The organism is Corynebacterium sp. AOP40-4SA-5 (genome assembly GCF_052377355.1).
Classification (GTDB): Bacteria; Actinomycetota; Actinomycetes; order Mycobacteriales; family Mycobacteriaceae; genus Corynebacterium.
This window is the reverse complement of sequence record NZ_JBQSWS010000010.1, coordinates 58735-76191: the sequence shown is the minus strand read 5'-3', so window position 1 is coordinate 76191 and position 17457 is coordinate 58735. Positions and strand designations below refer to the sequence as shown.

12 protein-coding genes, 1 pseudogene and 1 riboswitch are annotated in these 17457 nt (G+C 69.4%); of the genes and pseudogenes, 10 read left to right on the top strand and 3 right to left on the bottom strand.

Annotation, left to right across the window (positions count from 1 at the left end; translation table 11 throughout):
* Positions 1-10 precede the first annotated feature (10 nt).
* The 4 genes from ACT3S3_RS08100 to ACT3S3_RS08085 all read left to right on the top strand — a co-directional run bounded on the left by ACT3S3_RS08100 (position 11) and on the right by ACT3S3_RS08085 (position 4194).
* Positions 11-1114, top strand: a complete 1104-nt coding sequence (locus ACT3S3_RS08100) for an FUSC family protein (RefSeq protein ID WP_301442250.1) — start codon at positions 11-13, stop codon at positions 1112-1114.
* A gap of 20 nt (positions 1115-1134) precedes the next feature.
* The gene (locus ACT3S3_RS08095) at positions 1135-1611 is read left to right on the top strand and encodes a GyrI-like domain-containing protein (protein WP_301442251.1); all 477 of its coding nucleotides are present in this window, start codon (positions 1135-1137) and stop codon (positions 1609-1611) included.
* Positions 1612-1813: 202 nt separating this feature from the next.
* Complete coding sequence (locus ACT3S3_RS08090) at positions 1814-3652, top strand: BCCT family transporter (RefSeq protein WP_301442255.1); 1839 nt, start codon at positions 1814-1816, stop codon at positions 3650-3652.
* A 41-nt stretch (positions 3653-3693) separates the two neighbouring features.
* Complete coding sequence (locus ACT3S3_RS08085; protein WP_301442252.1) at positions 3694-4194, top strand: phosphoribosyltransferase; 501 nt, start codon at positions 3694-3696, stop codon at positions 4192-4194.
* A 31-nt stretch (positions 4195-4225) separates the two neighbouring features.
* Here the strand turns inward: ACT3S3_RS08085 and ACT3S3_RS08080 are convergent, their stop codons facing one another.
* Positions 4226-5905, bottom strand: a complete 1680-nt coding sequence (locus ACT3S3_RS08080; protein WP_301442253.1) for an FAD-binding dehydrogenase — start codon at positions 5903-5905, stop codon at positions 4226-4228.
* A 150-nt stretch (positions 5906-6055) separates the two neighbouring features.
* On the opposite strand from ACT3S3_RS08080, the gene ACT3S3_RS08075 reads away from it, so the two are divergent.
* On the top strand, positions 6056-7408 hold the full coding sequence (locus ACT3S3_RS08075; RefSeq protein WP_441579177.1) for an MFS transporter: 1353 nt from the start codon (positions 6056-6058) through the stop codon (positions 7406-7408).
* Positions 7409-7413: 5 nt separating this feature from the next.
* On the opposite strand, the gene ACT3S3_RS08070 is transcribed toward ACT3S3_RS08075, so the two are convergent.
* Positions 7414-8778, bottom strand: a complete 1365-nt coding sequence (locus ACT3S3_RS08070; protein WP_441579176.1) for a class I SAM-dependent methyltransferase — start codon at positions 8776-8778, stop codon at positions 7414-7416.
* A 329-nt stretch (positions 8779-9107) separates the two neighbouring features.
* On the opposite strand from ACT3S3_RS08070, the gene ACT3S3_RS08065 reads away from it, so the two are divergent.
* The 3 genes and pseudogenes from ACT3S3_RS08065 to ACT3S3_RS08055 all read left to right on the top strand — a co-directional run bounded on the left by ACT3S3_RS08065 (position 9108) and on the right by ACT3S3_RS08055 (position 13842).
* Complete coding sequence (locus tag ACT3S3_RS08065) at positions 9108-10535, top strand: NAD(P)/FAD-dependent oxidoreductase (protein WP_441582028.1); 1428 nt, start codon at positions 9108-9110, stop codon at positions 10533-10535.
* Between the two features lie 111 nt (positions 10536-10646).
* A riboswitch (TPP riboswitch) is annotated at positions 10647-10745 on the top strand.
* The gene (gene thiM / locus ACT3S3_RS08060) at positions 10734-11573 is read left to right on the top strand and encodes a hydroxyethylthiazole kinase (protein ID WP_444626666.1); all 840 of its coding nucleotides are present in this window, start codon (positions 10734-10736) and stop codon (positions 11571-11573) included. Its footprint overlaps the riboswitch before it by 12 nt.
* A pseudogene (locus ACT3S3_RS08055) lies at positions 11570-13842 on the top strand (bifunctional hydroxymethylpyrimidine kinase/phosphomethylpyrimidine kinase). Before thiM ends, ACT3S3_RS08055 begins: the two are co-directional and overlap by 4 nt.
* Positions 13843-13878: 36 nt before the next feature.
* On the opposite strand, the gene ACT3S3_RS08050 reads toward ACT3S3_RS08055, so the two are convergent.
* The gene (locus ACT3S3_RS08050) at positions 13879-14382 is read right to left on the bottom strand and encodes a PaaI family thioesterase (protein ID WP_367620299.1); all 504 of its coding nucleotides are present in this window, start codon (positions 14380-14382) and stop codon (positions 13879-13881) included.
* Between the two features lie 119 nt (positions 14383-14501).
* Here ACT3S3_RS08050 and gndA point away from each other — a divergent pair, with 119 nt between their 5' ends.
* Both gndA and ACT3S3_RS08040 read left to right on the top strand, forming a co-directional pair.
* Complete coding sequence (gndA, locus tag ACT3S3_RS08045; RefSeq protein WP_301442620.1) at positions 14502-15950, top strand: NADP-dependent phosphogluconate dehydrogenase; 1449 nt, start codon at positions 14502-14504, stop codon at positions 15948-15950.
* Positions 15951-16310: 360 nt separating this feature from the next.
* Positions 16311-17453: a DEAD/DEAH box helicase gene (locus ACT3S3_RS08040; protein WP_441579487.1), complete on the top strand. Its 1143-nt coding sequence runs from the start codon at positions 16311-16313 to the stop codon at positions 17451-17453.
* Positions 17454-17457: the final 4 nt, after the last annotated feature.

Here is a 17457-nt window from a genome sequence, read left to right as displayed (position 1 = left end):
TGATCGAACAGTGCCTGACATAAACGCAGCTTCCGAGAAACACCGTGGCACCTCCCACCTCCGGGAGGCCGCGCGCAGCATGCTCACCGTCGCGCCGGGCAACAGGGACCTGGCTCCGGCGGTGCGTATCGCCGTGTCACTGGCGGTGCCGCTCGTGCTGCTCCTGCTGGTCGACCGGCTCGAATGGTCGCTGTTCGCCTCCTTCGGCGCGTTCACCTCGATCTACGGTCGCTACATGCCCACCCGCACCCGGGTGCGCCAGCAGTCGGGCATCGGCGCGATGCTCACGGTGTGCGTGGGACTCGGCGCGTTGATCGCCCAGGCCTCGCAGTCGTTGACGGACACCACCCACGCGGTCGTCACCGTCCTGGCGGGCACGCTGGTGGCCGCGGTGACGGCGACGGTGATCATGGTCCTCGACCTCAAACCGTCCGGCGCGGTGTTCACGGTCTTCGCCACCACGGCAGTGGCCTCGGCACCGGTGACCGCACCGGTGTGGGGCGCGCTGCTCATCGCCGGGTCCGCGGCGTCCTGGTGCGTGCTGCTCAGCGCGTTGTCCCGCTGGGCGGGCGAGGCGAATGCGGACGCGGTGGTGCACGCGCCGCCGAGTTACTCGCGCGCCGCGATGGTCCGTCAGTTCTCGAAGTACGGTCTCGCCGCACTGCTCGGCGGGTCGGTGGCCACGGCCACGGGCATCCCCTCCCCGTACTGGGCGCAGGTGGCCGCGGTGGTGCCGTTGTCGGCGCCCGGACACCGTCAGCAGGTGGAGCGTGGGCTGCACCGCATCACCGGTACGGTCCTGGGTGTCGGGGTCGCGGCGTTTCTGCTGTCCTTCCCCAGCGAGCCCTGGCAGATCCTCGTGTGGGTGGTGGTGATGCAGTTCCTGGCCGAGATGTTCGTGCTGCGCAACTACTCCCTGGCCTTGGTGTTCATCACCCCGCTGGCCCTGCTGATGGTCTTCCTCGCCCACCCGCAGCCGGTGTCGACGTTGCTGGGCGCGCGGGTCGCCGAGACGGCGATCGGCGCGGTCGTCGGCATCGGTGTCGTCCTGCTGTCCGCGTGGCTGGCCAGACGCCGACCCCGTGCGGTGCGGCGGGCCGAGCAGGTAGATTGACACCCACAAGGAGGATTCCCATGCCGGAACCTGAGCTCGTCGACCTGCCCGCCCGCCATCTCGCCGTCGTCCGCGACACCGTCGCCGTCGAGGAGTTGGCCACGTTCTACGACCGCTCCTTCCCGCCGATCTTCACCGCGTTGGACGCCGCGGGCGTCGTCGTTTCGGACGCCCCGATGGCCGTCACCCACGGCGTCCCCGGGACGCTCCCCGGCGCAAGCGTCGACATCTCCGTCGCCGTCCCGCTCGACGCCGCCTTCCCCGGCGCGCGGGACGCGGCAGTGACGGCAGAGACCCTGCCCGCCACGCGCACGGTCACGTTGCTGGTCCGCGGCAACTACGACCTGCTCGCCGGCGCCTTCGACGAGGTGATCTGCTGGGCACGGTCGCAGGGGCTCACCCCCACCGGCACGTCCTGGGAGCAGTACCTCACCGAACCGACGCCGGACGGCGACCCGGACGCCAACGAGACGCTGATCGGCGTCCTCGTGCGGTGACCGTCCGGAAAAGCTGCACAATGGGCTGACGGGGGCCGATCCCGTAACATGATGCGTCGAACTGACATCTACCCCGTCCGGTAATGCTGACAGTGTCCTCCCGACACGTCCGCAGCCGGGCGGAGAACGGAATGACTCCGTGCCGGATTCCCCGGAACCTACGTCCCCCGCCTCCCCGGAGGCGGGACGCTACCCGGACGACATGCACCCCGGCCTCGTGCCGGGCATCAGCGTCGACGACCAACGTAACCGCTTCGGCCTCGACAAGACGGTCTTCTTCGTCACCGCGGCGCTCATCGTCTCCTTCATCGTCTGGGGTGTGTCGAGCCCGTCGTCGGTCTCCGACGTCTCCTCGACCATGTTCTCCTGGGCCATCAGGAACATGGGCTGGCTGCTCAACGTGGTGATGGTCTCCGCGGTGGTGCTGATGATCTACCTGGCGTTCTCGCGCTTCGGGCAGATCAAGCTCGGCACCGACGACGAGAAGCCGGAGTTCTCCCGCTTCGCCTGGGTGGCCATGATGTTCGGCGCCGGTCTCGGCGTGGGCATCTTCTTCTTCGGCCCCTCCGAGCCGCTGACCTACTACATGGACCCGCCGCCGCACACCGTCGACGCGGAGACCCCCGAGGCCATCCACCGCGGCCTGGCACAGACCCACTTCCACTGGGGCCTGGCCATCTGGGGCCTCTACGCGATGGTCGGCGGCGCGCTGGCCTACAGCTCCTACCGGCGCGGCCGGGTCTCGCTGTTCAGCTCCGCGTTCCGCTCCCTGTTCGGCGAGCGCCAGACGGCCGGCCTGGCCGGACGCCTGGTCGACATGATGGCGATCATCGCCACCCTGTTCGGCACCGCGGCCACCCTGGGCCTGTCTGCGCTGCAGATCAGCCAGGGCGTCCAGATCGTCTCCGGCGCCTCGGAGATCACCAACACGGTGCTGATCATGATCATCGCCTTCCTGACCCTGTGCTTCATCATCAGCGCGGTGTCCGGGGTGAGCCGAGGCATCCGGTACCTGTCGAACCTCAACATCTCCCTGACGCTGGGCCTGGTGCTGTTCGTGTTCCTCCTGGGACCCACGCTGTTCCTGCTGAACCTGGTGCCCTCGGGCATCATGGCCTACGCCGACAACATGCTCGACATGATGGGACGCTCGCTGTCCTGGGGTGAGGACACCCTGGAGTTCCAGTCGATGTGGACCGCCTTCTACTGGGCGTGGTGGATCGCCTGGACCCCCTTCGTCGGCCTGTTCATCGCGCGCATCTCCCGCGGCCGCACCATCCGCGAGTTCGCGCTGGTGACCACCCTGGCCCCGACCTTCATCCTGATCCTGGCCTTCACCATCTTCGGCGGCACGGCAATCACCTTCTTCCAGGAGGGACGCGAGGGCGTGGACGGCGACTCCTCGGCCGAGCAGATCCTGTTCGCCGTCTTCGACAACCTGCCGTTGAGCTGGCTGACCCCGTTCATCATCATCTTCGTGCTCGCCGTGTTCTTCATCACCTCGGCGGACTCCGCCTCGCTGATCATGGGCACCCTGTCCGAGCGCGGCAACCCCTCGCCGAACAAGCTCGTCGTGGTGTTCTGGGGCCTGTGCATGATGGGTATCGCGGTGGTGATGCTGCTCACCGGTGGGGAGACGGCGCTGACCGGACTGCAGAACCTGACGATCCTCATCGCCATACCGTTCTCCGTGGTGCTGATCGGGCTGGCCGTCGCGTTCGTGAAGGACCTGATGACCGACCCGGCCGCCATCCGGCGCGACTACGCGAAGTCCGCCATCCAGAATGCGGTGTACAAGGGCATGCAGGAGCACGGGGACGACTTCGAATTCTCCGTCGCCCGCACCGAGGACGGCGCCGGTGCCGGCGCCCACTTCGACTCCACCTCCGCGAAGGTCACCAACTGGTACCGACGCACCGACGAGGACGGGAACGACGTCGGCTACGACTACGGTGCCGGCCAGTGGTCGGACGGGTGGACGTCCGACGGTGAGGACGGCCCCACCACCGAGACCGTCGCCGAGCCGCGTAACCGGGACTAGGCTGTCACCTCCGCGGGCTCCACACGATACGATGTGGAGCCATGAGCGACGAACGCGAGATTCTCACCTACGACCTCTTCGGCACCGCGATCAAGGACCTGGCGCAGACGGTCGTGGACGACTACAAGCCCGACCTGATCCTCTCCATCGCCCGCGGCGGGCTGCTCATCGGCGGTGCCCTGGGCTACGCGATGGGGATCAAGAACGTCTCCGTGATCAACGTGGAGTTCTACACCGGGGTCGGTGAGACCCTCGACCAGCCGGTGATGCTCCCGCCGACGCCCGAGGCCGTGGACCTGTCCGGCATGAAGGTGCTCATCGCCGACGACGTCGCCGACTCCGGCAAGACCCTGGAACTGGTCCAGGAGTTCTGTGCCGAGACCGTCGCCGAGGCCCGCACCGCGGTGATCTACGAGAAGTCGCGCTCGATCATCAAGCCGGACTACGTGTGGAAGAAGACCGACCAGTGGATCGACTTCCCCTGGTCCGACTTCCCCGTCATCACCCCGTCCGGCACCCCCACCGGCGGAGAGGCCTCCTAAGCTTCTCGAGCTTCTCGAGCTTCTCGAGCTTCTAGGCCCCCTGGCCCAGCGCCTCACCCACGCGCTTGCCGCTGTGGATGCAGCCGCCCAGGAACGTCCCCTCCAGGGCGTTCTTGCCGTGCATGCCGCCTCCGCCGAACCCGGCGACCTCGCCGGCGGCGTACAGGCCCGGCAGCACCGAGCCGTCGGCACGCAGGCAGCGTCCCGAGAGGTCGGTCTCGATCCCGCCCAACGTCTTGCGCGTCACGATGCGCAGCCGCACCGCGATCAGCGGTCCGTTGTCCGGGTCGAGGATCCGGTGCGGCTTGGCCGCTCGCACGATCTTGTCACCGAGGAACTTCCGTGCCGTGCCGATGTAGTTGACCTGCGCGTCCTTGGAGAACTTGTTGTCGAGCTGACTGTCGCGGTCCTCGATCTGACGGCGCAGGACGTCCGCATCCACGACCGGAGCATCTGCACCGGTGAGCTCGTTCATGCCCTGCACGAGGGTCTCCAGGTCGTCGGCGATGACCCAGTCCTCACCGTGGTCCATGAAGTTGCGCACCGCCACGTGTGTGCCGGGGCCGACCTTGCCGGCCAGCTTCCGCAAGGACTTGTCCGTGAGGTCCGGGTTCTGCTCGGAGCCGGAGAAGATGAACTCCTTGTCCGCGATCGTCTGGTCCAGCACGAACCAGCTGTAGCCGTGGCCGGTGCGTCCGATGTGTTCCAGGGATGCCAGGTTGTCCGAGCCGGGGAAGATGTTGGTCGGAAGGCGCTTCCCGGTCGCGTCGAACCACAGTGAACTCGGCCCCGGGATGATGCGGATGCCGTGGCCGGGCCACACCGGGTCCCAGTTCGCCATGCCCTCGGTGTAGTGCCACATACGGTCGGTGTTCACCGTGGCCGCACCCGCCTGCGTGGAGATGCCGATCATCCGTCCGTCGACGTGCGCGGGCACACCGGTGACCATGTCCTCCGGGCACCCGCCCCACCGTTCGGTGGGCCATGAGCGGCGCACCAGGTCGAGGTTGCCGCCGATACCGCCGGAGGTCACCGCCACGGCCGCACCACGGTGCTCGAAGGTGTCGACCACCTCGCGCGGCGAGGCGACGCCGCGTCCGAGCTCGTCGCAGGGGGCCAGCACGCTGCCGCGCACCCCCACCACCGCGTCGTCCTCCACGATGAGTTCGTCGACCCGGTGACGGAAGGCGAAACGCACCCGCCCGGCGCGCTCGGCCTCCAGCAGCGGTTCGCGGAACACCCGGACGACCTCGGGTCCGGTTCCCCAGGTGAGGTGGAAGCGTGGCACGGAGTTGCCGTGCCCGGAGGCGTCGCCGCTGCCACGTTCGGCCCAGCCGACCGTGGGCAGGACGTTGAGGCCGAGGTCGCGCAGGTAGTCGCGCTTCTGGGTGGCGGCGAAGTGCACGTAGGCGCGTCCCCACTCCCGGGGCCAGCGGTCGTTTTCGGCGGGGTCGTAGTCCGCGGAGTTCTCCCAGTCCCGCCAGGCCAGCTCCTCGGAGTCGTGGACGCCCATGAGCCGTTGCTCGGGGCTGCCGACGTAGAACAGCCCGCCGAGCGACCAGTAGGCCTGCCCGCCGAGGTTCGCCCGGTTCTCCTGGTCCAGGACGAGCACGTCCCGTCCTGCCTTCTGCGCCTCGTAGGCGGCGACGAGTCCGGCGAGCCCGGCGCCGACGATGATCACGGTGTCTGTGCTGCCACGGTTATCTCCCATACGAAAGCAGTCTAGGGGCTCGCCCGTGGAATGGGACGCGGACCGACATATCTCACACAACGGACGCTTGCGTTCGCTGAGTGAGACCTGTAATTTTTCCCCTCGTCCCATAACCGCCGAAAATGACGAAGAGAGAATCGCAGCCGCCCCATGACCACCTCACTCACCGAGCACCCCGCCCCGCCGTCGGCGCGGCCGAACGGCAACAAGAAGAGCCGTGTGATCTTCGCCTCCACCATCGGGACGACGATCGAGTTCTACGACTTCTACGCCTACGCCACCGCGGCGATCATCGTCTTCCCGCACCTCTTCTTCCCGGAGAACGAGAACTCCACCATCGGGCTGCTGGCCTCCCTGGCCACCTTCGGGCTGGCCTTCGTCGCCCGCCCCGTCGGCTCGGTGCTCTTCGGCCACTTCGGTGACCGCATCGGGCGCAAGGCCACGCTCATCGGCGCCCTGCTGACCATGGGCGTCGCCACCTTCATCATCGGCCTGCTGCCCATCGGCCTGTGGGCCCCGGCCCTGCTGGCGCTCATGCGCTTCTGCCAGGGTCTGGGCCTGGGCGGCGAGTGGTCGGGCGCTGCCCTGCTGGCCACGGAGAACGCCGAGGACGGCAAGCGGGCCCGTGCCGCGATGTGGCCGCAGCTCGGCGCACCGTTCGGCTTCATCCTCGCCAACGGCCTGTTCCTCATCCTCGTCCTGGGCCTGGACCACACCCACGGCGAGCCCGGTGGCGCATTCATGACCTGGGGCTGGCGCGTGCCGTTCCTGCTGTCCTCGGTGATGGTGGCCATCGGCCTGTACGTGCGCTTCAAGCTCGAGGAGACCCCCGTCTTCCAGGACACCCTGGACAAGGGCGAGGACGTCAAGGTCCCCACCGTCGAGGTCTTCCGCACCGCGTGGCGTCCCCTGATCCTCGGCACCTTCGTGATGGTCTCGACCTACACGCTGTTCTACCTGGTGACCACCTGGTTCCTGTCCTTCGGCATCGGCGACCGTGAGGCCGGCGAAGGCCTCGGCATCCCCTACAACCACTTCCTGGTCATCCAGCTGATCACGGTGATGTTCTTCGTCGTCGGCATCCCGCTGGCCGGCTACCTCTCCGACACCGTGGGCCGACGCCGCTACCTCACTGTGGTCTCCGTGCTGGTGCTCTTCTACGCCTGCGCCTTCCAGGCGTTCCTCGACCCGGCGACCTCCGGCGAGGTGAAGGCCGGGATCTTCCTCGGCATCGGCATGTTCCTGATGGGCCTGATCTTCGGCTCCATGTCCGCCGTGCTGCCCGAGATGTTCCCCACCAACGTGCGCTACACCGGCTCCGGGATCGCCTACAACGTCTCCTCGATCCTCGGTGCCGCCGTCGCCCCCTTCATCGCCGTGGCGCTGGCCACCGCGTACGGCCCGTGGGCCGTCGGGATCTACCTGGCCGTGGTCGTGCTGATCAGCCTCGTGGCCATCCGCCTGATGCCAGAGACGAAGGACTCCGACCTCTACTCCGTGTAGCGGACTCAGTTACGGCGGAACACGAACTGTTCGCAGTCCAGGGCACCTGCCCGCGCGAGTGCCTCGTGCAGGGCCAGCTGGTAGTTCCAGAGCCTGCGGTACACCGCGTCGAAACCGGCGGCGGCCGCCGCACGTTCGCGGGCGGTGAACGCCGAGCGCCACAGGGCCAGCGTCGTGGCGTAGTGCGACCCCATCCGGTTGCGCGCCGTGAGACGCAGTCCCGCACGGTTGGCCTGCGCCGTCACGTGCGTGGGCGTGGGGTACTCCAACGCCGGCCACACGTAGGCGCGCATCACGTCCAGGCTCTCGGTCACGCTCGCCTCCGGCGGGCGGAGATCCTGGTCCTCCCCGTCGACGGGGTCCGTCGGACGCACCACCGACTGGACGACGGCGATCCCGTCACCGGCGAGCATGCGTTCCACGGCGCGCAGGAAGTGGATCGTGCCGTCGTTGCCGAGGGTCTCCATGCGCTCCACGCTGAAGACCGCGTCGTAGGTGCCCGACCACTGGCGCGGCGACGGGATCGGCCCACGGATCGTCTGGACGCGCACCGCACCACCCACGCCCGCCTCGTGGGCGAAGGCGCGCACACGCTCCGCGTGGTCCACGTCGGACGTCAGGACGTCGACGTGGGCGCCGCGCCGCGCGGCGGCCACCGGCAGCGCACCGCCGGACGACGGCAGCTCCAGCACCCGGTGCCCCGGGCCGACCTGCGCCTCGTCGAGCATGGCGTCGATGCGGTGCTGCTGGGCGGAATCCAGGTCGGCGCGGTCCACCGCCGCCGGGTCCGTCGGCGCGTCGAGGTAGCTCACCGTCACCGGCGGACGCTGACCGCCCTGCTCCGGGTTGTCGACCTCCGAGGTCCTCGTCCCGGAGGCGAACAACGCCGAGCCGGTGGCACGCGACTGCCCGGCGTAGATGTCGACGAGGGCGTCCGGCAGGTCGCCGGCGCGCACATGACCGGCGACCCGGCGCCGACGGCGCGACAGGCGTCGTCCGAGCCCGCCCTCCAGGGGTTGGGTCAGCAGCGCCCCCAGCACCTCCGGCAGGGGGTCGGCCGTCCACTCCCCGGCCATGTAGCCCTCCGCCAGACCCAGCCAGCCGGCGTCGACGACCCGGTCGAGAACCAGGCCGTCGTCCACCACGAAGCGGGGGGAGGAACCGGGGGTCAGCGAGATTCCGTGGTCCTGGGTCAGGTTCTCCAGCCGCTGCTGCAGGTGCACCGCCCGACGACCGAGGAACGGGGCCTCCGGCGCCCGCGCCACCCCCGGCCACCGGTCTGCGTCGACGTAGTTTTCGCGGTTCTCGCGGGCATCGCGGGGGTCACGTCGGACGCCACGGCGATGGCCGTCGTCGACAGGTCGTGTCACGTCCGCCTCCGTCCTCGCTGGTCTTAGGTATTCTAGGCAAAAGCAATCGGCCACCCCCGGCTGCACCCGAAACAGAAAGGCCCGCCGAGAGGACCCACCGCATCCAGCCCGCGTGATGATCCCGTCGAGGACAGGCACTAGTATGGGCACTCAGGTCCGACGCGACCGGGAGGTCCGTCGGCTGACGACACTACACCGGCGTCCACCGACCCCCTGTAGAACACGCAGCAGTGCTAAAGACACAACGCAGAGAGAACACGTGATGACCACCGGCGCCGACACCGTAGGAACGCCCGCGCGGTCACCGCAGAACGAGGAGTTTCGCTGATATGACAACAACCGCACCCTTCCGGCCCTCCGGCCGTCACCACGTCGTCATTGTCGGCGGAGGTTTCGGTGGACTGTTCGCCGCCAAGAAGTTCGCCGGCGCCGACGTCGACGTCACCATCATCGACCGCACCAACCACCACCTCTTCCAGCCGCTGCTGTACCAGGTGGCCACCGGCGTGCTGTCCTCCGGCGAGATCGCCCCGACGATCCGCCAGATCCTGCGCAAGCAGCGCAACGCCCGCGTCGTCAAGGCCGAGGTCCGCGACGTCAACGTCGACGAGAAGATCATCACCGCCGACCTGGGCGGCAAGGACGTCGTGCTGCAGTACGACTCCCTCATCGTCGCCGCCGGCGCCGGCCAGTCCTACTTCGGCAACGACCACTTCGCCGAGTTCGCCCCCGGCATGAAGAGCATCGACGACGCGCTCGAGCTGCGTGCCCGCATCACGGGCGCCTTCGAGCGCGCGGAGATCACCGACGACCCCGCCGAGAAGGCCCGCCAGCTGACCTTCGTCATCGTCGGCGCCGGCCCCACCGGTGTGGAGCTCGCCGGCCAGCTCGCCGAGATGGCCCACCGCACCCTGCGCAACGAGTTCCGTCGCACCGACACCGAGCAGACCCGCATCCTGCTCGTCGACGGCGGCCCCCAGGTCCTGCCCCCGTTCGGCAAGAAGCTCGGCCGCAAGGCCCAGCAGACCCTGGAGAAGCTCGGCGTCGAGGTCGTCACCGACTCCCTGGTCACCAACGTCGACCGCGACGGCGTGACCTGGAAGAACATGAAGACCGAGGAAGAGACCACGGTCGCCGCGTACTGCAAGATCTGGTCCGCCGGTGTGGCCGCCAGCCCGCTGGGCAAGCACATCGCCGAGCAGATCGACGGCATCGAGGCCGACCGTGCCGGCCGCGTCCCGGTGAACAAGGACCTCTCCGTGGGCGACCACAAGGAGATCTTCATCGTCGGCGACATGATGAGCCTCGACAAGCTCCCGGGCCTGGCCCAGGTCGCCATCCAGGGTGGCGAGCACGCCGCCTCGATCATCCGCGCCGAGGTGGAGCAGGGCGCCACCGAGCGTCCGGACTTCAAGTACTTCGACAAGGGCACGATGGCCATCGTCTCGCGCTTCAACGCCGTGGTGAAGCTGGACAAGGCCGAGATCTCCGGCCCGATCGGCTGGCTGATGTGGCTCGCCGTGCACCTGATGTTCATGGTCGGCTTCCGCAACCGCTTCGTCGCCGCCTTCAGCTGGGGCCTCAACACCCTCTCGGCCAACCGCTGGCACCTGGTGGCCACCCGCCAGCAGCTGCACGCCCGCAACGCGCTGCGCAAGCTGCGCACCCTCGAGGACGAGCAGGACATCCGCTCCATCGAGGTCCGCGACAACCTCAAGTTCGGCGACGGTCGCGACACCCGCGCCGTGGCCGACTAATAGCCGACTAGTTTTCGGCTAGTTCCGGCTAGCACCTCCGGATCAAGCCCGGGGCCGTTCCCTCTCGACGGCCCCGGGCTTTCGCGTGTGCGCACACACGGTAGGCTGGACTGCTGAGACTCGGGGTGCGCGGAACGACCCGCGCTGAGATCACACCCGTAGAACCTGCTCTAGTTCGAACTAGCGAAGGGATGGTCCGTGTCAGACACGCTCGCCACCACCGTTGACATCATCAGTTCCCTGCGTCGGGACCAGCCGTTGGTGCAGTGCATCACCAACCAGGTCGTCCCCCAGGTCACCGCCAACGTCCTCCTCGCCGCGGGTGCCGCCCCGGCGATGGTCGACACACCTGAGGAGGCCGCCGAGTTCGCGGCCCTGGCCTCGGGCCTGCTGGTCAATACCGGCAGCCCCACCGCCGCCCAGTACACCGCGATGCGCGAGGCCGTGCGCGGTGCGAACGCCGCCGGCACCCCCTGGGTCCTCGACCCGGTGGCCTGCGGCGGCCCCGCGGCGCGCACCGAGTTCGCCCGTGAGGTCGTCCTGCGTCGTCCCGCCGCCGTGCGCGGCAACGCCTCCGAGGTCATCGCCCTGGCCGGACGCTCCGGCGGAGGACGCGGCGTCGACGCCACCGACGAGGTCGACACCGCCCTGCAGGCCGCACGCTCTCTGACGGAACGTACCGGCGGGGTCGTGGCGGTCTCCGGCGCGCGCGACCTCATCGTCTCGACCGGACGGGTCACGTGGCTGACCTCCGGCGACCCCATGATGCAACGCGTCATCGGCACGGGCTGCTCCCTCGGCGCGCTCACCGCCGCCTATCTCGGCGCAGCCGCCTCAGCAGGTACTGACGCGCACGACGTCGTCCTCGCCGCCCACGCCCACGTCGGTGCCGCCGGCACGCTCGCCGCGCGGGACGACTCGGGACAGCTGCGCGGCCCGGGCGGCTTCGCCGTCGCCTGGCTCGACGCACTCGACACCGTCTCGCAGGACCCGGGCCTGGTCCCCGGGCTCGTCTCGGCGATGGAGACCGCCGAATGACCCCGGTGAGCGTCCCCGCCCCTTCCCGCGTGGACTGGGGTCTCTACCTGGTCACCGACCCGGAACTCGGCGGTGGCCGCGACGCCGTGGCCGGCGTCGTCGCCCGGGCGGTGCAGGGCGGGGTCAGTGTGGTCCAGCTCAGGGACAAGACCCTCGGCGACGAGGAGTTCACCGCGCGCGCCGCCGAGCTCGCCGAGGTGCTCGCCGGAACTGGCGTGCCCCTGTTCGTCAACGACCGGATCGACACCGCCCGCCGGCTCGGACTGCACCTGCACATCGGGCAGGACGACATCGACTACCCCACCGCCCGGGACCTGTTGCCCGACGACCTGATGATCGGACTGTCCGTCGACGACCACGCCCAGGTCGACCGGATCGCCGCGCTCATGCGTGACGGGGTGCGTCCGCCGGACGTCCTCGGACTGGGCCCGGTGGAGCTCACCGACACCAAGACCGACACCGGTCGCGCGCTCGGGGTCACCGGCCCCGGCAGCGTCGACGACCTGGCCGCCCACGCCCTGGAGCTGGGGATCCCGTCGGTGGCCATCGGCCACGTCAACGCCGCCAACGCCGCCGCGCTGGGTGCGTCCGACGTGGCGGGGATCTGCGTGGTCTCGGCGGTCATGGCCGCCGACGACCCCGCCGCGGCCGCCCGCGACCTGCGCACCCTGTACGAGAACACCGGCACCAGCCCCCAGACGAGTGAGGCCCACACATGATCCCCCGAGTACTCAGCATCGCCGGCACCGACCCCACCGGGGGCGCGGGCGCACAGGCCGACATCAAGTCCATCGGCGAGGCCGGCGGCTTCGCCATGAGCGTGGTCACCGCACTCGTCGCACAGAACACCCACGGCGTGCGGCAGGTCCACGCACCCGACACCGACTTCCTCCTCGCCCAGCTCGACGCCGTCTTCGACGACGTCACCGTGGACGCGGTGAAGATCGGCATGCTCGGCACCGCCGAGATCACCCGCACGGTGACCGGCTACCTGGCCGCACACCCGGTCCCGGTGACCGTGGTCGACCCGGTGATGGTGGCCACCAGCGGCGACCGGCTGCTCACCGAGGACGCCGAGGCAGCCCTGGTCGAGCTGTGCCGGGCCGCCGACGTGATCACCCCGAACCTCGCCGAGCTCGCCGTGCTCGGCGGCACCCAGGTCGCCGCCGACCTGGACGAGGCCCTGTCGCAGGGGCGCCGGCTCTCCGCGGACCTGGACACCACCGTCATCGTCAAGGGTGGGCACCTGTCCGGCCCCACCGCGGACAACGCGGTCGTCGCCCCGGACGGCACCGTGACCACCGTGCCCGTCGCCCGGGTCACCACCCACAACACCCACGGCACCGGCTGCTCGCTGTCCTCGGCCTTGACGACCCGGCTCGCCGCCGGGGAGGACACCGCGACGGCACTGCACTGGTCCAGCCGCTGGCTGTCCGAGGCCATCCGCCACGCCGACGACCTGCACGTCGGCACCGGTAACGGCCCGGTCGACCACACGCACCGTTCCCGGCGTCTCGCCGCGGCCTCGGACACCACCCCCTGGGAGCTCACCGCAGGTGTCCCGGAGCTGCTGGACAGCCCCGGGGAGCTCGCCGCCGTCGGCGCCGCGCACGACGAGGTCACCCCCCACATCCCCGGGGCCGGCCCGTGGACCACGGCCCTGTGGCGCGCCCAGTCCGCACTGGTGAGCCAGATCAACGCCCTGCCGTTCATCACCGACCTGGGGGCAGGCACCCTGCAGAAGGCTGACTTCGACTTCTACCTCGCCCAGGACGCCGTGTACCTGGCGCAGTACTCCCCGGCGCTGGCGGCGCTGGCGGCCTCCGCGCCGGACCAGGCGTCGTCGCTGTTCTGGGTGAAGGGTGCCGCGGAGTGCCTCGAGGAGGAGGCGTCCCTGCACCGCACGTGGCTGGGCGACGCACCCGCCGTCGCCCCCTCCCACGTCACGGCGTCCTACACGGCCCACCTCACGCGCAGCGTGCAGTCGCGCGACCACGTGGTCGGCGCGGCGGCGGTGCTGCCGTGCTACTGGCTCTACGCCGAGGTCGGGATGGATCTCGCCGCGGGGTCCACGCCGGACAACCCCTACGCCGCCTGGCTGGACAGCTACTCCGGTGAGGACTTCACCGCCGGCGTCCGGCAGGCGATCTCACTGGTGGAGGACGCCTTCGCCACCGCTGGTCCGCGTCAGCGCGCCGAGGCCGCCCGCGCCTTCCTCGACGCCTCGCGGTGGGAGCTCGAGTTCTTCGACCAGGCGCACCGCCGCTGAGCGGACGGCTGCCGGGGTCACCGGGGCTGGCCAACGCTACTTGCTGGGCACCACCACGGTCCGCAGTTCCGTGGTGGCGCACAGCTTGCCGGACGCGGCGTTGACGTGCTCGATGCGCCACAGCTGACTGGTCCGGCCGGTGTGCACGGCGCGTGCCGTCGAGCGGATCACGTCGCCGGGGGTGGAGGGGCGCAGGAAGTTCGTGGAGTTGGTGGTGCCCATCACCAGACCGCCGCCGCCGGCGATGTAACCGGCGAAGGACCCGGCCGACTCCCCCATCGTCGCGTAGATCCCGCCGTTGGTGATGCCCCAGGGCTGCACGTGGTCCTCGGTGATCGTGAGCTCCACGACGACCTCCGGGAGGAACTCGACGTAGCGCAGGCCCAGCGTCCGGTCCAGTGACGGGATCGACGTGGCGAAGATCTCCGAGAGCTCGGCGGTCTGTGCCTCGGTGAGCTCCGAGGAGCTCGCCGAGCCCATCAGCTCCAGCATCCGTTCCATGGCTGCACTCTGCCCGGTGGCCGTGTCGTTCTGCGTCACTGTCTGTCTCTCCCTCACGTACGTGTGCTCCGGCTGCTCCGGTGTGTTTCCCGGTGAGTCTAGCGACAGTCGGACCGCCGCGGGCGAAGATGGACGGGTGGGCGCTATCATGGTGCACCATGACAGATTCCTCCGCACAGATCGGTGTCGTCGGCCTCGCGGTGATGGGTTCCAACATCGCCCGGAACTTCGCCAACCACGATCACACCGTCGCCGTCTACAACCGCACCTCCGCCAAAACGGACGCGTTCATGGCCGAGTTCGGGGACACCGGCAGCTTCGTCCCCTCCGCCACCGTGGAGGACTTCGTCGCCTCCCTCGAGCGTCCCCGCCGTGCCCTGATCATGGTCCAGGCCGGTCCCGCCACCGACGCAGTGATCTCCCAGCTCGCCGACGCCATGGAGCCCGGCGACATCATCATCGACGGCGGGAACGCCCTCTACACCGACACCATCCGCCGCGAGGCGGAGATGTCCGAGCGTGGCCTGCACTTCGTCGGCGCCGGGATCTCCGGCGGCGAGGAGGGCGCACTCAACGGCCCGGCGATCATGCCGGGCGGCCCGGTCGAGTCCTACGAGTCCCTCGGCCCGCTGCTGGAGGACATCTCCGCCAAGGTCGACGGCACCCCCTGCTGCACCCACATCGGCCCGGACGGCGCAGGCCACTTCGTCAAGATGGTCCACAACGGCATCGAGTACGCCGACATGCAGGTCATCGGCGAGGCCTACCACCTGCTCCGCTACGCCGTGGGCATCGAGCCGTCCGAGATCGCCGACATCTTCCGCACCTGGAACGACGGCGACCTGGACTCCTACCTCATCGAGATCACCGCCGAGGTGCTCTCCCAGACCGACGAGGCCACCGGCAAGCCGCTGATCGACGTCATCGTCGACGCCGCCGGCCAGAAGGGCACCGGCCGCTGGACGGTCAAGGCCGCCCTGGACCTGGGTATCCCCACCACCGGCATCGGCGAGGCCGTCTTCGCCCGTGCGCTGTCCGGCGCCCGCGACCAGCGCGCCGCGACCACCGGCAACCTGCCCTCCGGCGAGGTCACCACGCTGGACGCCCTGGGCGTCTCGAAGGACGACTTCGTCGAGGACGTCCGGCGTGCGCTCTACGCCTCGAAGCTGGTGGCCTACGCCCAGGGCTTCGACGAGATCAAGGCCGGCTCCGACGAGCACGGCTGGGACGTCGACCCCCGCGACCTCGCCACCATCTGGCGTGGCGGCTGCATCATCCGCGCGAAGTTCCTCAACCGCATCGTGGACGCCTACAACACCGACCCCGGTGTGCAGTCCCTGCTGCTGGACCCGTACTTCAACACCGAGGTCGGCGGTCTGATCGACTCCTGGCGTCGGGTCGTCGTGGCGTCCACGCAGCTCGGCCTGCCGATCCCGGTCTTCGCCTCCTCGCTGTCCTACTACGACTCCCTGCGTTCCGAGCGGCTGCCCGCCGCCCTGATCCAGGGTCAGCGCGACTTCTTCGGTGCCCACACCTACGAGCGCACCGACCGCGACGGTCACTTCCACACCCTCTGGTCCGCCGACCGCAGCGAGGTGGAAGCGTAACCCGTGTCAGGTCAATCAGAAGGACGACGAAGCGCCAGTGCCGGTGGACAGAACCGGCAGAACCGGCGCCGTAAGGTCGTCCGGGGCAGTCGTGCGGGTGCCTCAGGCACCGCCGGCGGCTCCGAGAATCCCGGCAGACGTTCCGGCAACCGGAGCCAGCAGGGTAACAAGCAGCAGGGCAACAAGCAGCAGGGCGCCAAGCGTGGCGGCCAGCAGGGCAACAAGCAGCGCCCCGCCCAGAAGAACCAGCAGAAGAACCAGCAGCCGAAGGTGCAGCAGCAGGTCCGCCAGCCCAAGGTCGCCGCACCGGTTCCGACCGGCCCGGCCGCAGGCGTGGACACCTCGGTACTCTTCGCCGACATGGGTCTTCCGGACCCGGTGGTCAAGGAGCTGACGGCGCAGGGGCTCAAGCACCCCTTCCCGATCCAGGCCGCCGCCATCCCCGACGGGCTGGCGGGCAAGGACGTCCTGGGACGCGGTCCGACAGGTTCCGGTAAGACGTTCACCTTCGGTCTGCCGCTGATCACCCGTCTCACCGGCGGTGCCTCGCGCCCGGGCAAGCCCCGCGCACTGGTGCTGGTGCCGACCCGCGAGCTCGCACAGCAGGTCGCCGGACGGCTGCGCCCGTTGGCGGAGTCCGTCGGCCAGCGTGTGATCGAGGTCGTCGGTGGCGTGAACATCAAGCGCAACCTCACCGCCCTGGCCCGTCCGGTCGACCTCCTGGTCGCCACCCCGGGGCGTGCCGAGGACCTCATCCGGCAGAAGGCCCTCGACCTGTCCCAGGTCGAGATCGTCGCGCTGGACGAGGCCGACCAGATGGCGGACATGGGGTTCCTCCCGCAGGTTCGCCGCCTCGTCGACCACATCCCGGCGGATGCGCAGCACCTGTTCTTCTCCGCCACCCTCGACGGGGACATCAAGGTCCTCGTCCAGCGGTACATGAACGACCCGATCACGCACTCCACCGGTGAGGTCCGGGCGAAGGTGGACACCATGTCCCACTTCCTCGGTGTGGTGGACGACAAGACCGCCCGCAACGACGTGGTCCTGCAGCTCGGGCGTGCCTCGACCCGCACGATCATGTTCATGCGGACGAAGCACACCGTCGATCGTCAAGTCAAGAAGCTTGTCCGTGACAGCATCCCCGCTGTCGGCATCCACGGCAACAAGGGTCAGGGCGCCCGCACCCGGGCGATCGAGGAGTTCTCCGACGGCCGTGCCACGGTGCTGGTCGCCACCGACATCGCAGCCCGCGGCATCGACATCAAGGGTGTCGACCTGGTGGTGCACATCGACCCGCCGGCCGAGCACAAGGCCTACGTGCACCGCGCAGGACGCACCGCCCGTGCCGGCGAGTCCGGCACCGTGCTGACGCTCACCACCGCGGATACCCGGCGTGAGACCGAGCAGATGATGCGCAAGGCCGGGGTGAGCCCCACCGTGTGGGTGCTCGACCGTCACGGCCTCACCGCCTACCTCGGCGAGCTGGGGCTGGACAGGTAGGACT

Coding starts and splice junctions, on each gene's coding strand:
- ACT3S3_RS08095 (WP_301442251.1), top strand. CDS start 1,135: ATGCCGGAACCTGAGCTCGTCGACCTGCCCGCCCGCCATCTCGCCGTC.
- ACT3S3_RS08090 (WP_301442255.1), top strand. CDS start 1,814: ATGCACCCCGGCCTCGTGCCGGGCATCAGCGTCGACGACCAACGTAAC.
- ACT3S3_RS08085 (WP_301442252.1), top strand. CDS start 3,694: ATGAGCGACGAACGCGAGATTCTCACCTACGACCTCTTCGGCACCGCG.
- ACT3S3_RS08080 (WP_301442253.1), bottom strand. CDS start 5,905: ATGGGAGATAACCGTGGCAGCACAGACACCGTGATCATCGTCGGCGCC.
- ACT3S3_RS08075 (WP_441579177.1), top strand. CDS start 6,056: ATGACCACCTCACTCACCGAGCACCCCGCCCCGCCGTCGGCGCGGCCG.
- ACT3S3_RS08065 (WP_441582028.1), top strand. CDS start 9,108: ATGACAACAACCGCACCCTTCCGGCCCTCCGGCCGTCACCACGTCGTC.
- gndA (WP_301442620.1), top strand. CDS start 14,502: ATGACAGATTCCTCCGCACAGATCGGTGTCGTCGGCCTCGCGGTGATG.
- ACT3S3_RS08040 (WP_441579487.1), top strand. CDS start 16,311: ATGGGTCTTCCGGACCCGGTGGTCAAGGAGCTGACGGCGCAGGGGCTC.